Below are 14,168 nucleotides of genomic sequence, written 5' to 3'. Positions count from 1 at the left end.
TGGACGGTTATGTCTATTCTGATAAAATATACCGTCAAGCTGGGAGGATTACAATGAAATGGATAGTTTGGAGCGTGCTCATTGCGATACAGGTTTCGCTATGGACTCAGGCTGGAGCGGGTGCGTGGTTCACGCGCGGGCTTGCGTCTAATGCCCATTTGGTTGCAGCAGCTGCGTCGAGTGATTCGAGCAAGGCTAATCACGCGGTCGTGCAGGGCGAACTGCCAAAGGGAGCCGCGCTTGCCGATGAGAAGCTGACGCCGCAAGTGATTGATTTGAAGAAGTGGGGCATCCACAACGACGGGACGAAGCCTATTGAGACGACGAAAGGCATTAACAAAGCGCTGCAATGGGCGAACAAAAATAAAGTACACGCGGTCACTCTGCCAAAGGGCACTTATCTTATAGACAAAAACAGTTATATTAACATGGTGAGCAACCTGATCCTCGATCTTCCGAACGATGTCGTCATTCAGAAAGAGACGAATGAAAAGGAATTTTACCATACGTTCTATATCGGAGTCGGAGTCGAAAATGTCGTGCTAAGAGGCGGCAGCTACAAAGGAGACAAGGAGACGCATAATTATAAGAAGAAGGACAGCGTGCATTCTGCCGGCACGCATGAGAGCGGCTACGGTATTACGATAGAAGGCGCGAACGCCGTTACCATCGACGGGGTGAAGGCGACAGAATTTACAGGGGATGGCCTGATGATCGGCGGGCACGGCAAGCTTATTATGGACTTGTACGCCGCCAGCTTCGTATCAGGAGAATATAATGATAAAGGGAAGGCTGTCGCGAATAAGCAAAAGATTAGAACGAAGCAGCCGATCAGCCTCAGCCACGCCCTGCTACAATCGCAGAAGAAATTCGAGATTACGAACAATATTAAGCTGCCTGGCACGTTCGACCTGGTGTTTTTGGACAAGTCCGGCAAATTCGTGGAGCTGGTGAAGGGCAAGAAGGTGCGGGAGACGATTCCTATTCCGGACAAAGCCGCGAGCGTTCATCTTATTTTCCAAAAAGCAGATAGCAAAGAGGCTTACATTGAGCTGTGGAGCCGCACCGTCAGCTCCGATATCGTAGTGAAAAACTCAGAGTTTGCTTATAACCGGAGGCAGGGAATTACGGTAGGCGGCGCCGACCGGGTACTCATCCAGAACAACGAGCTGCATCATATGAAGGGGACGCTGCCTCAATCCGGCATCGATGTGGAGGGCGGTTACCATTATAACGGGCACTTCAACAGCAATATTTATATTAAAGACAACGACTTTCACAGTAATGCTTCCTACGATCTGATTCTGTACGACGGCGCGGGAGCGCTGGTGGAGGGCAATCGGTTACGGTCCAAAGGCGTCATTGGACTTGCCATATCGGAACCGTTCGAAGGCGCCGTTATTCAAAATAATCATTTCGACGGGGCGCGCATACTGGCGTATCATAACGCTACGTTTATCGGCAACCGGGTGGACCGGGCGCTTGCTTCCTTTATCGGCACGAATGTGACGATTGACGGGATGACGATGACGGATTCCGTGCTGTCGCTTTCCTCAAAAGACGCATTCGGCATCAAAGTTTCGAATGTCTCCATTACAAGCAAAGATAAGAAGCTGGAGTCCGGACTCGCTTTGTGGGGCAAAAAGCTGCGGCTCGACAATATTACGATTACGGGTGAGTCCGCGCTTCGGACCGTGACCGGAGGCATTGAGCCAGGAAGCGTCATTAACAATTTGAAGGTGCGCGGTTTCAATTCCACCTATGGTGTATCACTGCCTCCTGCGACTTATAACAATTGTGAGTTTTCGGGAGTGGAGGGAGCGAGTCATGGCGCAATCGGAGTCAGCCTTGCCGGGAAGTATGTGTTCGATCAGTGCACCTTCAACCTGAGTAAATCAGCCTGGACCGGCATCTCTGCCGATCATGCGAAGCTGGATCTGACGGTAAAGAACTCCACCTTCAACTTGCTGGGCAATACGCAAGCGATCAGCGTGCAGTCGGCCAAAAATGTGTTGATCGAAAATAATGTGATTACGGGCAACGCGCTGACATCAGAGAAGATTGAAATCATTAAGCTGAATGATTATTGGAAGCGGAATGACAGACATGATATCTTGGCTGCCGTTATTCGCGGGAACGAGATCATCACCAATATTCCGGTGATCGGCATCTCCACATCCTATGCGGGCACAGGTGCGCCTGCCTATACGATAGAGAACAACAAGCTGACCAATGCGAAGCTCGCGCTTAAAGAGAACGATGCCGTTTCTCAAAATGAGCTCGTCAGCCCAAGCGCGAGCGCGATTCCGGCAAGCGGGAAGACGCAGACGGATACACGATAACGTCTTGATGCTAGATGCATCTCCTGGCGCATATAAATGGCGTTAGAGGAGCGTGATCAGGGTGAATCGTCAAGTGGGCCGTTATTTTCAGCTTAAGAGCAAGCAAAAGGAGATTGAGCAAGAGCTTCAGGAGCTGCGCAATGAAATATTGGCGTACTACGAAGAGCAAGGCGTAACCGAAACGACAGTCGGCAACTTCCAGGTAAAGCTGGTGAAGCAGGAGCGGAAGGAATATGATGATACGCGTCTATCGGAGGCGCTTCCCGATCTGCAATTGTGGCGGCTACTATCCAAGCCCGACTTATCTCGGATTGCCAGCCTGCTTAAGCTGAAGGTGATTACGGAGGACCAGCTGAAGGACACGTATGTGACGAAACATGTGACGTTATTACAGATTGATAAGAGGTAACGATAAGGGCCAAGGGCATCCCGAACCGCTTTGATGCGGAAGAGGATGCCCTTTAGTTGTGTGTGCAAAAAAAGCACATCGCGAAGAATGGAGCGGCTGCAACTATCGCATACTAATCCGGTTACCTTATAGAATCGGGAGTTGGACGAATATGGGATGGAATGGGCTGCTTGCCGTTCTGATCGCGCTGCATCAATGGGTATATCCGAATCTGACCATCGAATCTCGTGGGGAAGTTGTGAAGGACGATGTGTTCATGTCCGATTATTCGTATCCGCTGCCGGTCGGACCGCTTGTGAACGAGGAGCGGCTGAACAAGCTGATGGATACCATTGCAGCCAAGGTGGAGCGCGACCCGGTGAATGCGACATTGGATGGAGCGGGGCGTATCGTGCCCGAGAAGCCGGGGCTCAAGCTGGAGCGCAATGCGTTCAAGCGATTGTTCTACGGCTATATGCTGGAGGGTGAACCGCTTAGGCTGGAAGTTCCGCTGCGCCGCATCTATCCCCGCGTCGATAGCGAGGTGCTCTCTGGCATCAAGGTTAGGCAGATCGGACAATACACGACGTTTTACAATAGCCGCAATCGCAATCGTTCTGCCAATATCGCGCTGGCAGCGATGGCGATCAATAACCATGTTGTTTTTCCGGGCGAGCGGTTTTCATTCAATGGGACCGTCGGCATGAGGACGAAGGAGAAGGGATATCTTCGCGCACCGGTCATTGTCCGAGGCGAGATGTATGAAGATATTGGAGGCGGCATCTGCCAAATTTCCTCGACGTTGTTCAACGCCGTTGACCGGGCGGGACTGACGATCGTCGAGCGGTTTTCCCACAGCCGAAGAGTTCATTATGTACCCGCCGGACGCGATGCGACGGTTAGCTGGTATGGGCCGGACTTTGTCTTCGAGAACCGCTATGACCAGCCGATCCTGATTCGCGCATATGCCAATGCGGGAGCTGTCAGCATCTCTATCTATTCATCGGAGCTTCTGGAGCTTCAGCCTCGGGAAGTGCCTGGCGCATCACGGAAGCTGCCCGAAGAAGTGAGGATGGATGATCGGAGTGTCATCGTGGAATAGGATATATCCTTTCACAAACCGGTTCAGAGATATAGGAAGGAGGTTCGGGGCTTACGCCCTGGACCTCCTTTTTTGTCAGCGATTATTTGCTGGCTTCATCACAAGTCATATTTAGTACCAAGTCTTAATACCTTGTTATATAATAGGATTTGAGATGATCATTGTCATGGGAGGCATTCATATGGAGCTGATCCAACGCTATCAACATGATCTAAGTGCAGCCAGAGCGTATTTATTGCAAGAAATCTCTTCCCTCAACGAAAATGAATTCAATCGGTTCGCAGTAGAGGATGCCTGGAGCATCGGGCAGATTTGTCATCATCTATGGAAGACGGAAGTCTTGTTCACCAAAGCGATTGTATTCGGACTGAAGCGGAAGCCTATATCCGATGCCGGACGAAAGGCTGTTGAGGTCGTGCTGGATCAAGCTGTGAAATACAGGGCGCCGGAGATAGCCGAGCCGGATGAAGGACCTTTTCATGTGACGGAGCTCATTTGGCTGCTTGACGGATCTAGACAGCAATTGCTGGAGGTGCTTGTGAAGATTGAAGATGAAGCTATTCTAAAGGAGATCGCTGTGAATCATCCTCGCTTCGGAGATTTGCCGCTTGATCAGTGGATTGAGCTCTTGTATATGCATGAGCAGCGGCATGCCGAGCAAATTAAGAAGCTAAAAGCCCATCTCTAATCAAGAAAGGGGCAGTCCGAGAGGTCATAAACGACCTGTCGGGCTGCCCCTTCGTAATAGGAATTAGATGAATGCTGCTATCGTCAGGAATCGAATGAGCAAAGCGGCGGATTGTGCTCTTGTCGAGTGGCGGTCAGCCTGAAGGACGTCGCCTTGCATGCCTTTCAACAGACCGAGCTTCACAGCTGCGGCAAGCTCTTCATGCGCCCATACAATGTTGTGTGCGTCCTTGAATTGCCCTTGCAGGAGCTGATCCGCTTGATCGACTGCCGGGATAGTAGCGCCGGCATAGGCTAGCGCGCGAACCAGCATAGCAGCTTGATCTTCTCTTGTGATCTGTTGGTCTGGACGGAAGGTTCTGTCCCCGTAGCCTTTAATCACGCCGGCCTTCACCGCTGCGGCAACATCACGCGCATACCAGCGGTCAGACGGTACATCTGTGAACGAGCTGCCGGCTGTGCTGTCGGCAAGACCAAGCGCCCGTACCAGCATGGATGCGAATTCTGCGCGTGTAATGCTGCGTTCAGGCAGGAACTGATCGCTGCTGACACCATTGATCAGTCCTTTGTTGGCCGCAAGCTCAATATCCTGCTGCGCCCAGTGGCCGTAAGCATCCGAGAAGGACTTGTCATAGGAAGCGATCAGGTAGATGCTGTTGCCGTTGCGTTTCATATGGGCGGTTGCCTTGTCTCCCTCGAATGTGAAGCGGGATGGGACAAATAGCAGCTCGCCTGTGCTTGGTACGAATTGCAGCGCGGTTGTATGCTTAGCGTCGCCTGACGGCTTGAACATAATATCGCGGGTCGCGTATGCCGTCCCGAGCGGTACAGGCCAGACCTTGCCGGCCTGATCCACAAGCTCGATCTCGAAGGAGATAACCTCGCTCAGCAGCTTGCCTCCAGCTTGCTGCACAGCTTTCAGCGCGGCCGCTTCTTCATCATTCGATGCTTTCTTAATCGTGAAGCGAACTTGAAGTGAGTTTAGGTCGGCGCCGGAGATGAATTCCCACAGCTTCGGATTCCATACGGCTGCCGGGATACGGTAAGTTGCCCATTCGTTGCTTACGGATAATGTGCCGTTTTTCGAGCGGGACGACTCCGTCCATGCGTCTGCAGCTACTTGCCAAGTGTCCCCTTTGAATTGAACATTTACGCTTGCAGCGGACTGAAGCGCTTCGCGCACCGCTTGATCGCAAGCGGCTCCAGCTTCTGAAACCGTAAGGTTCACGGAAGCGCCTGCTGAAGGCAGAACCTCGCAACCGTCTGTACCTGTCTCTTCACCAGTCTGTCCACCGCCATCACCGCCGTTGCCGGAAGATTGAACAGTGATACGAATAGGTGCGGTGTAGAGATCATACGCTTCTCCGCTGTCCAGATGCGTCGTATAGCGGAGCAGCAGCGAGGCTGTACCAGACTTTTGAGCCTTCATTGTGTTGCCTGTCGTATCGAACAAGTCCTGTCCTTGCAGCCATACGATCTCCGGCACAACTTCATGGCTAGTGCGATTATATGCCTCTGCCAGTGCCGTCAGCGTCAGCTCCTCATTTCGTTTCAGGGTATAGCTTTGTTCCTTCGCTTTCAGAGCGACGTTCCAGTCTGCGGAATAATAAGCGTAATCGGTCGTAATGCCGAAAACTCCACGAAGGAAGAAATCGGTGTAGTCTGCCAGTCCGTTGATGGTCCAAGGTGAGATAATGATGCCGCGATGCTTGGACGCCTCCATATAGGCTGGCCCCATACCGATAAAGCCTGCATTATAGGTCGCATTTAGCGACTGGGTAGTACGAATCGTATCGCGCAGCGCTTTGCCGACGTTGATGTCGGTCTCCGTGCCGCTGCCGACAAGTAAGCCTACAGGCATGCCTGGGAGCTTCTCTGAGAATAGCCGCAGCTGCGAAGAGTGGAAGGCCATGACGTTGATCAGGTCTTCAGCGTTCTGTTCCTCGATCACCTTCACGAGGACGTCGACCGCTCTTGGATTGGCCGTCTTGATCTCGGCATATACCATAATGCCTTTCTCTCTGGCCAGCTCGATCTGCTCAACCAGCGTTGGCACCTTGACGTCCGGGAAGCCGTTCGGGTACGGCTTGTTGGCGTTCAGCTTCTTAATTTCCTCAAGTGTAAAGCTCTCTACGTTGCCGGTTCCGTTCGTTGTATTCTGCAAGACGGAATCATGGATAATGACCAGATGGTCGTCGGATGTCACATACATATCATTTTCGATATAATCGGCGCCGTTCTCGTAGGCCATCAGGTTGCTTTCGATGGTATTCTCCGGCGACTTCGACGGCATGCCGCGATGGCCAATAATATACGGCTTGCGGATTAGCGTCGTTGCGTTGTTGTAGACGGCAAGCGCGTCAAAAGCGGCTTGCGGCGCTCCGGTCAGAATGCCGTTCGTGCCGGTCGCAATCAGCTCATGCATAGCAAGCGAGCGGTCGGCGCTTGCAGCTTTCTCCTTCGTCCACACGACGATGGTACGCTGCTGCAAGTATTCGACATGCTCTTTCGTTGCTGCCGCTTGCGGCAGGATGGCGATCTTGGAGCCGCTGATGGTCGTCGCTCTGCGGATATCGAGCAGTGAATCCTTCGTTACGGCTACCGAACTGAAGTCCAGAATGCCGCGCAGCATCGGGACAGCAGCTCTCACGCGGGCAATCCACTCCCCATGATCAGAGATGACGAACGCATCCTCCAGGCCGTTTGCTTCGGCATAGGCAGCTACTGCGTCCGCCGCTTTTTCCGAATGGACGTAGAAGGCCGGGATGATCTTGCCCTCAATTAGCTCCATCATCGACGGAACATCCGATAGAACGTTATTCAGATTAGATGGAGCCACGACATTCAGCTTCTCGTCTACATGAAGGATGACAGTCGCCGGAGTCGCAGGACCGGACAACAGAGCAAGCCCCTCTGAATTTGCCAGCTCTGTTACGATGGTCGGCCCCATGACGATTTTTGTGTCCGGCTCGTGTACATTGGCGAACCGGTCAGCCGGCATGGGAGGCAATTCCTCCAGCTGGAGCGTAACTCTTACATTATCGACTCGCATGACGCTTCCATTGGATTGAAGTCCGATTGGGCCTTTGGCATAAGCTATGGCAGAATCGGTATCGACGATTAGTGAATCGTTAATCCATTCCTGCACGCGATTTCCTTTTGCTACGACGGTATAATGATACATTTTGCTGGCGTCGATCCGCTCTTTGAATGGGCCTTTGTCCAGAATGGACCAGCCGTTCGCTGGATTCCGCTCGGCGAATTCCACGCCGTTCGCAGCAGTGGCGTCTTGACGGACGGCCATTTGGTAGTACGGATAATCTCCATTCTGAATGCGGAACATGATGGAGTGCCATCTTGCCGTATCATTCGCGCTTAGATGGGTGACATCGGCTTCGATCTTATAGTCGCCGAACAGGCCCAGATAATCCGGGAGCACTACGCGCGAAGGATTGTCGGGCGCTGCGGATGCATGAAGCTCGAATGCGCCGTCTCTCACCGTTGCGCGGGAAGCTGTCGTGCCTTCCTTGCGGGTCCAGCCCTCTGGCATTGATCCGTCTGCAAGCTGATCGAAGTTGTTTTCATAAAGCACGTAGCTTGTTTCGTCCTGCTTCTTCGCTACGACCAGCAATGTGATGGAGACACCGTCAATGGAGCCGGTTACCCGATGCACGCCGCTGCTCTTCACAAGCAGCTTCCCGTCTGCGATCTCGACTCCATCGCCTTCAACCGTCCACTCCAGTTCGCTGCCTTGAACAGTACCGGATGTGAAGTCGCTGCGCTCTGCCTGGAAGGACCACTTCGCCAGCTCTGCAGGTGTGCCGACCGTTGCCAGCTCATAGCCTTGCTCATGCTTCATCGATACTACTTTCGCGCCAGTCTGCGACGCGCTTACGCTTACTTCATAGGTGGCCTCCGTATTGGCATAGATCGCTGTAAGGGTTGCTGCGCCTTCACGGATAGGGTAAAGCTGCCCGCCGACCACCTTCAGGACGCTCTCGTCGGAGGAATACAGCTTCAGCTTCGCGGCCTCCACCGGTTCGCTAATGCCGTCCGAGTAGTCGACAGCAGCGGTGAAGGCCACAGGCCCGCTCAATGCTTCAAGCTGCGGCGGCAGCGACAAGCTGATGGTCTCCGCTGTAAGGCGCGTGACGACCAGATTATCGAAGGATGCATGGGCCTGGTCTACCTGAAAGCCGACTTTGCCTCGCTTCAGCAAATCCTGGGAGAAGCTCCGGTCGACGAGCAGGACATATTCGTCCGCGCCAGCTGGCTTGATATATTCCTTGACGTTGTCGCCGAATACGCGAACCTTCATCGTATAGCTTTCATTCAGCGCCATCGGCTGCCACAGGCCGGAAGCGATAACGGACCAGGCGTTATCCGGCTTGCGGTATGCGACCTCATAGCTGCCGTTCTGGCGGATCGCCATTTGGTTGTAAGGCTGCTTGCCTTCCGTTGTTCCGCGGAAGATGAGCGATGCCCATCTCGCCGCATTCAGCACGTTATGGAATTGCAGCTCGGCTTCGACCGTGTAATTGTCCCATTGTACAGGAGCGGTCACTCGGGATTGTGCGCCGGAAGCGTTGCCCTTCAGCTCAAGCCTGCCGTTGCTGACGCCGAATGGAGGACTGCCCGTATTCACATCGGAGATCCAGCCTGCCGGGAGCTGTCCATCCGGTACGCTGTCAAAGCTTTCTTGCAGCAAGATCGGATCGGCCGGTCCGGCTGCAATGTCATCGCTTAACGTCAGCGTGCCATAGCCGCTCGTATCGTTCCAGAAGGACGATGATTCGTATGCGCTCCAATAAGCGGAACGCTGCATCGTGGTGTCCTCGCCGAATCGGTCGGTGACGCTGATCTCCAGCCCCAGCTCTCGGGAGAGCTGCGGGTCGAATTGCAGCAGCTCCCAGCTGATCGCGACTTCCAGCTCCCAGCCGCTGTCCGTCTTGCTCATGGCGCGCATGATGCCCTTGTCATCCTTGCCCGCATGATTCGAGAGGGCAGCGCCGAAGTTGAATTGCGGTGTCGCGGATTGCTCGCGGAAGATGAATCCCGCTTGCATATCGCTCGCAGCGAATGGGGAGGAGCGGTGCAGCGTCGGATCGACGAACAGGCTGACACTGTCCTGGTCGAACCAATAGCCGGACTGCTGCGCAAGAGGCGTATCGTCTTCGATGCGCACGCCTACATATAAGTATTGCTGATCCCAGAGGGCGCCGAAGCTCGCAAGCGGAGCAACGGGCGCATCCGCCGGCAGCACGCCGCCAGGCAGCCGCTCAATCGGCTGGTCCAGGCTCCAATTCATATCGTCGAGCTTACCGTCGATTACAGGCGCGTAATCGGTTTTTGGAACGGATAGAGCTTGGCGCTCCAGCGGCGCTGCAGCCGCGAGTGCAGCAGCTTCCTCTGAATTTTCTTCTTTCGGTTCGCCGGACTCTTCCGAACCGTCGGTTCTCTCTTCCTCCGCCGGAGCCTCCGTCTCTGCCGGGTCGGAATCGCCGCCTTCTTCGGAAGGCTGTTCCATCTCCTGCTGCGTTCCTTCCTCCAGCGTGCCGTCCTGGCTGCCGTCTGTAACCGATACCAGATGATCAGTCATCGGGTAGCCCTCCGCTCTTATCGACTGCACTGGCGGCAGCAATCCGCATAACAAGGTTACGCAAATGATGGCGGACAGCAGCTTTGAAGCTCGTCTCATGAATTCCTCATCCTCTCCATTGGGTTGGCAGAGATTTGAGCACGGCAAAAAACCCTTTTACGCATCGGTTCAGGAAGCATCGCGCATCTGCGGAACGCATTCATTGTCGATTCATAAAAGGGTTTTCTCTCCATCTCGTACCCTTGCCTATAGGGGGTGTTCACCCGTATCCAATGTAATCCACGAATGTTATGGGGGCATTTGCGAGGCGTGAAACATCTGTAAAGCCGAAGTCGAAATTCATGAATCCTCCACAATTTGTTGAAAAAGATAGAATAGTTGGCATTTTCCGAGAAAAAGCGCTATAATTCTCTATTAAGAACACTTACTAGAGTAGCGAGGGTGGGAGATATTGATCATACGTGTAGAAAATGAGAGTGAGCGGAGAAAGTTCGACAATTTGTGGATGGAAGTGTGGGATGAAAAAGGATTTGAGCATGAGAAAGCGGTAGGGGATTCGTATTTGCTCTATGTGGACGGCAAGCCGGCAGGTACGGCGGAGTTCGCGCCGTATGATCCGCAGGGATCGGATGAGCTGCACCGCGTATTTGATTTCAGCGGAATTGATCGTATCCAGCGTTATCACCGGCAAGTATTTGTGATCGACAAATTCGCGATTGCGAGAGAATTCAGATCCAGCTCGGCACTGGATCTGCTCATGTACAATTTGTTCGACTATGCGGAGACGCGCCAGAAGCTGTTCGCTATCGCTTTGCTGGACCCGCTGCTGTACCGGCTGATCCGGTTTCATTATCATTTTCGGGTGGAGAAGGTAGGGGATCGGACGTTGTACAAAGGGGCAGAGGTCATCCCTGTCCTGATCGACAGCAATTATTTTTTGAATCGCAAATGGGACTATGCCTGGTATCGCAAAGCTGCGGCAGAGCTTGGCGGGGAGAGGCATGCGGCTTCCAAAACAGTCTGATAGCAGCACAAAGTACAACCTGTTTCTTCTATTGAATAGAAGGGACGGGTTGTTTGCGTTTATGAAGTCCTGTCTGTTTCTATTCAGGGGACTAGGTACCAGGACAACTACATGGCTAGCTACTAAAGGAAGTCGTTAGCCTATGCAGCCGATTGTGGTATCGCATGGATGTGAATGGCTCGCTTCGGATGTGCGGAATTTACTTGAGCATCAAGATCAAGAAGCTGTGGATCGGAAGGTGTACGTTTTATATGCACCATTGTCCGACGAATATCGCAAAATATTGCGGTCCTCAGGCACGCCTTCGAAATAAGCGCCGATACTGCCAGTCGTACAGCGGTGACCTGATAAGAGGATGTTCACGCCGCTTTGACCATAACGAGCTTCAAGCTCTCCCATGAACGCGAATATCCGCTGCATGAAGCTCTGGATATCTTCCACGCCCTTATAAATACTGGCATCGGGGACCGGTCCCGCCAGCGTCACCTCGCTCTTCCTCAATCCATCCGCTTCCCCAAGGTCGAAGACATCGAGCCGTTCGTCGATATGCACGGGAAGCCCGGAAGCAATCTCGGCGGTCTGGATCGCCCGCGACTGCGGCGACGAAATGACATGGTCGAATCGAACGGAGGCCAGCTGCTCCTTCAGTTCCTCAGCTTGGCGAATGCCTGCCTCATTCAGCGGTAAGCCGTTGCGCCCTTGCAATCTGCCTTCCTTATTCCAATCCGTCTGACCGTGTCTGACAACATAAATCATGATCCATTTCCCTCCCCTCCCGTTATGTATTCTTCATAGGGCTGCCCTTTCCTTTTTCTACAAGTACAGGCCAATCTGATTCTGCTTTGGCTGGAAAAAAGATCGATGTCAAAAGCTCGCGGGGAATGGCGTGTATGATATAATGATCACGATAAATGACCAAGTATAGCATACCTCCGAGGTGCTGATATGAACGGGACACAGACGTTAGGAAGAGCAATCGATATATTATTCGTATTGGCAGAGTCCGGCTCGACGCTCACTGTAAGCGAAATCGCCGAGAAGGTGGGTATACCGGACAGCACGGCGTACCGATTCATTCAGACGCTGATCAAAAACGGCTTCGTCGAGCGCAAGGGCAGAGGCCAGATTGGCCTTGGCCTGCGCATCTTCGATCTGGCCAGAAGCCTGTCGCAGCAGATCGAGAAGGACCTGCTGACGATTGCCCGGCCGATCATGGAAGAGCTGACGTTCGCGACAGGAGAGACGACCGTACTGTTCGTGCGCTCTGGCTCGAAGGCGATCTGCATCGAAAATGTGACGAGCAAGCGGCTGATCCGGTTATCCATCGAGAACGGGCGAGTGCTCCCGCTTAATTTGGGCGCATCGGGCAAGACGCTGCTCGCCTACGAAAGCGACAAGATTATCGAGGAGATGTGCAAGCTGTTCTCCGAAGGCGAGCAAGGAGCCGAAGCGTTATATCAGGAGCTGGATACGATCCGGCAGCAGGGCTATAGCTTCACGCTGGGCGAATACGATTCGGATGCTTTTGCCGTAGCGGCTCCAATTCTTGATCCTCAGCAGCGTATTGTGGCGAGCCTGTCGGCGGCAGGTCCGATCCATCGGCTGAACAAGGATGAAATTCCTGCTGTGATCGAACAGGTAAGGGATGCCGCTTCGCAAATCTCGTGCAAGCTGGGCGGGTTATCGAGCTGAGCAGAGACAGAATTCATCTGAAATACCAAGAGCTGTCTAAAAGTCTTTTTTGACTAATACGCAGCTCTATTTTAATTGCAAGACGATGTCACAAATTTAAAGATTATGCCATGGCTGAGCACAAACTGCTCAAGACCAATACTTCCGATCGCTGCCCAATTCAGATTCCCTGAACTAGAGTTTAATGGTGGAATCCGAATACAAAGGCGAACGCTATCGCTTCTCCAGCATAGGTCTTGCTCCGTTTGTTCCTGCCATAACAAATGTTAAAGAAAAAGAAGCCATTCCTTGGAACTGGAAGTGTCAAACACTTCGATTTCAAGGAAGGCTTCTTTCTTTTGTTCGTTCTCAACTTTCTGACAAACTTCATCTGCCAATGGATGATGGCAAAGTTGAACCGCTGTAATCCAGTGCTTCTCTACTTGGCACAATCCTCTGTTCTATGCTTGCTTTTGTTGGGCCAGCAGCTTTACGAATTTCTTCATGACCGGCAAGATTGTGCCTTGCATATCCGCCATGATCGTGGACAGGTGAGCACGCTGCGGCTCAGCCGTGGAGGCAAATTGGATCAGATGAGACACGGCGGCGAGGGATACCTCGGTATTGATGTTCACCTTGCATATGCCGCTTTCGATTGCCTGGGCAATAATCATATCGGGCGTGCCAGACCCGCCATGCAGCACGAGCGGAACCTGCACCGATGCTTGTATGTTGCGGAGCAGTTCCAGATCAATCTTGGGCTCGCCCGTATACATGCCGTGTACCGTGCCGATAGCCGCAGCCAGGAAGTCAACGCCAGTCTCCTCGACAAAACGCTTGGCGTCGGCGGGATCGGTCAGTCGTCCCTCACCTTCCTCTTCGTCGGAGTAAGCGCCTCTTGATACGGAGCCGATCTCCGCTTCCACGGATACACCTGCCATATGGGCAAGCTCTACGATTTCTTTCGTGCGTGCAATATTTTCTTCTAGTTCGTACTTGGAGCCGTCATACATGACAGACGTGAAGCCGCACCGGATTGCCCGGACTATGGATTCCTTTTCGTAGGCATGATCTAGATGAAGCGCGACGGGAACGGTTGCCTTCCGTGCGATAGCGATTGCCAGCGCGGCGAAACCTTCCAGATCGACGGTAGGCAAGTAACGCTCGCCGAGCGCGATAATCACGGGGCGATCCTCTTCCTCTGCCGCTCGCACAGCAGCTTGCACCGTCTCCAGATTAAATACGTTAAAGGCGGCAACAGCTTTTTTCTCTTGTTGTGCTGCCAGCAAGATGTCTTTGGTCGATAGTAGCATGATTGAACTCCTTCCCCAATAAAACGGCGTATGCAGAGCATC

General features: G+C 53.0%; 10 protein-coding genes. 7 read left to right on the top strand and 3 right to left on the bottom strand.

Going from position 1 to position 14,168, the window contains the following annotated elements; genetic code table 11:
• The first annotated feature begins 53 nt into the window (after nt 1-53).
• The 4 genes from ACFVSO_RS09045 to ACFVSO_RS09030 all read left to right on the top strand — a co-directional run bounded on the left by ACFVSO_RS09045 (nt 54) and on the right by ACFVSO_RS09030 (nt 4,520).
• On the top strand, nt 54-2,342 hold the full coding sequence (locus ACFVSO_RS09045) for a right-handed parallel beta-helix repeat-containing protein (protein WP_387472381.1): 2,289 nt from the start codon (nt 54-56) through the stop codon (nt 2,340-2,342).
• Nucleotides 2,343-2,397: 55 nt separating this feature from the next.
• Complete coding sequence (locus ACFVSO_RS09040; protein ID WP_387472868.1) at nt 2,398-2,751, top strand: hypothetical protein; 354 nt, start codon at nt 2,398-2,400, stop codon at nt 2,749-2,751.
• Nucleotides 2,752-2,902: 151 nt separating this feature from the next.
• On the top strand, nt 2,903-3,832 hold the full coding sequence (locus ACFVSO_RS09035) for a VanW family protein (protein ID WP_387472379.1): 930 nt from the start codon (nt 2,903-2,905) through the stop codon (nt 3,830-3,832).
• A gap of 181 nt (nt 3,833-4,013) precedes the next feature.
• Nucleotides 4,014-4,520 carry a DinB family protein gene (locus tag ACFVSO_RS09030; protein WP_387472376.1) on the top strand — a complete coding sequence of 169 codons (507 nt, stop codon included), beginning with the start codon at nt 4,014-4,016 and terminating at the stop codon, nt 4,518-4,520.
• Between the two features lie 63 nt (nt 4,521-4,583).
• On the opposite strand, the gene ACFVSO_RS09025 is transcribed toward ACFVSO_RS09030, so the two are convergent.
• The gene (locus tag ACFVSO_RS09025) at nt 4,584-10,217 is read right to left on the bottom strand and encodes a glycerophosphodiester phosphodiesterase family protein (RefSeq protein ID WP_387472374.1); all 5,634 of its coding nucleotides are present in this window, start codon (nt 10,215-10,217) and stop codon (nt 4,584-4,586) included.
• 352 nt (nt 10,218-10,569) lie between these two features.
• Here ACFVSO_RS09025 and ACFVSO_RS09020 point away from each other — a divergent pair, with 352 nt between their 5' ends.
• Nucleotides 10,570-11,142, top strand: coding sequence for a hypothetical protein (locus ACFVSO_RS09020; RefSeq protein ID WP_387472372.1), 573 nt, complete (start codon nt 10,570-10,572; stop codon nt 11,140-11,142).
• Between the two features lie 216 nt (nt 11,143-11,358).
• Here the strand turns inward: ACFVSO_RS09020 and ACFVSO_RS09015 are convergent, their stop codons facing one another.
• A complete protein-coding gene (locus ACFVSO_RS09015) occupies nt 11,359-11,898 on the bottom strand; it encodes a histidine phosphatase family protein (RefSeq protein ID WP_387472370.1) in 540 nt (179 codons plus the stop codon).
• 189 nt (nt 11,899-12,087) lie between these two features.
• On the opposite strand from ACFVSO_RS09015, the gene ACFVSO_RS09010 reads away from it, so the two are divergent.
• A complete protein-coding gene (locus ACFVSO_RS09010; RefSeq protein ID WP_387472368.1) occupies nt 12,088-12,834 on the top strand; it encodes an IclR family transcriptional regulator in 747 nt (248 codons plus the stop codon).
• Nucleotides 12,835-13,018: 184 nt separating this feature from the next.
• The gene (locus tag ACFVSO_RS09005; protein WP_387472366.1) at nt 13,019-13,240 is read left to right on the top strand and encodes a hypothetical protein; all 222 of its coding nucleotides are present in this window, start codon (nt 13,019-13,021) and stop codon (nt 13,238-13,240) included.
• A 34-nt stretch (nt 13,241-13,274) separates the two neighbouring features.
• On the opposite strand, the gene ACFVSO_RS09000 is transcribed toward ACFVSO_RS09005, so the two are convergent.
• Entirely contained in the window at nt 13,275-14,126 is an 852-nt protein-coding gene (locus tag ACFVSO_RS09000) for a class II fructose-bisphosphate aldolase (protein ID WP_387472364.1), read from the bottom strand.
• Between the last annotated feature and the right edge of the window lie 42 nt (nt 14,127-14,168).

The sequence above is a fragment of the Paenibacillus sp. NPDC057967 genome (genome assembly GCF_042887015.1).
Classification (GTDB): domain Bacteria; phylum Bacillota; class Bacilli; order Paenibacillales; family Paenibacillaceae; genus Pristimantibacillus.
Note: the sequence above shows the minus strand (reverse complement) of the source record. Positions and strands in the feature narration are given on the sequence as shown.

What these genes read in the sequence shown, in the direction of transcription:
- ACFVSO_RS09045 (WP_387472381.1), top strand. Translation starts at nt 54, where the DNA reads ATGAAATGGATAGTTTGGAGCGTGCTCATTGCGATACAGGTTTCGCTA.
- ACFVSO_RS09035 (WP_387472379.1), top strand. Translation starts at nt 2,903, where the DNA reads ATGGGATGGAATGGGCTGCTTGCCGTTCTGATCGCGCTGCATCAATGG.
- ACFVSO_RS09030 (WP_387472376.1), top strand. Translation starts at nt 4,014, where the DNA reads ATGGAGCTGATCCAACGCTATCAACATGATCTAAGTGCAGCCAGAGCG.
- ACFVSO_RS09025 (WP_387472374.1), bottom strand. Translation starts at nt 10,217, where the DNA reads ATGAGACGAGCTTCAAAGCTGCTGTCCGCCATCATTTGCGTAACCTTG.
- ACFVSO_RS09015 (WP_387472370.1), bottom strand. Translation starts at nt 11,898, where the DNA reads ATGATTTATGTTGTCAGACACGGTCAGACGGATTGGAATAAGGAAGGC.
- ACFVSO_RS09010 (WP_387472368.1), top strand. Translation starts at nt 12,088, where the DNA reads ATGAACGGGACACAGACGTTAGGAAGAGCAATCGATATATTATTCGTA.
- ACFVSO_RS09005 (WP_387472366.1), top strand. Translation starts at nt 13,019, where the DNA reads ATGGTGGAATCCGAATACAAAGGCGAACGCTATCGCTTCTCCAGCATA.
- ACFVSO_RS09000 (WP_387472364.1), bottom strand. Translation starts at nt 14,126, where the DNA reads ATGCTACTATCGACCAAAGACATCTTGCTGGCAGCACAACAAGAGAAA.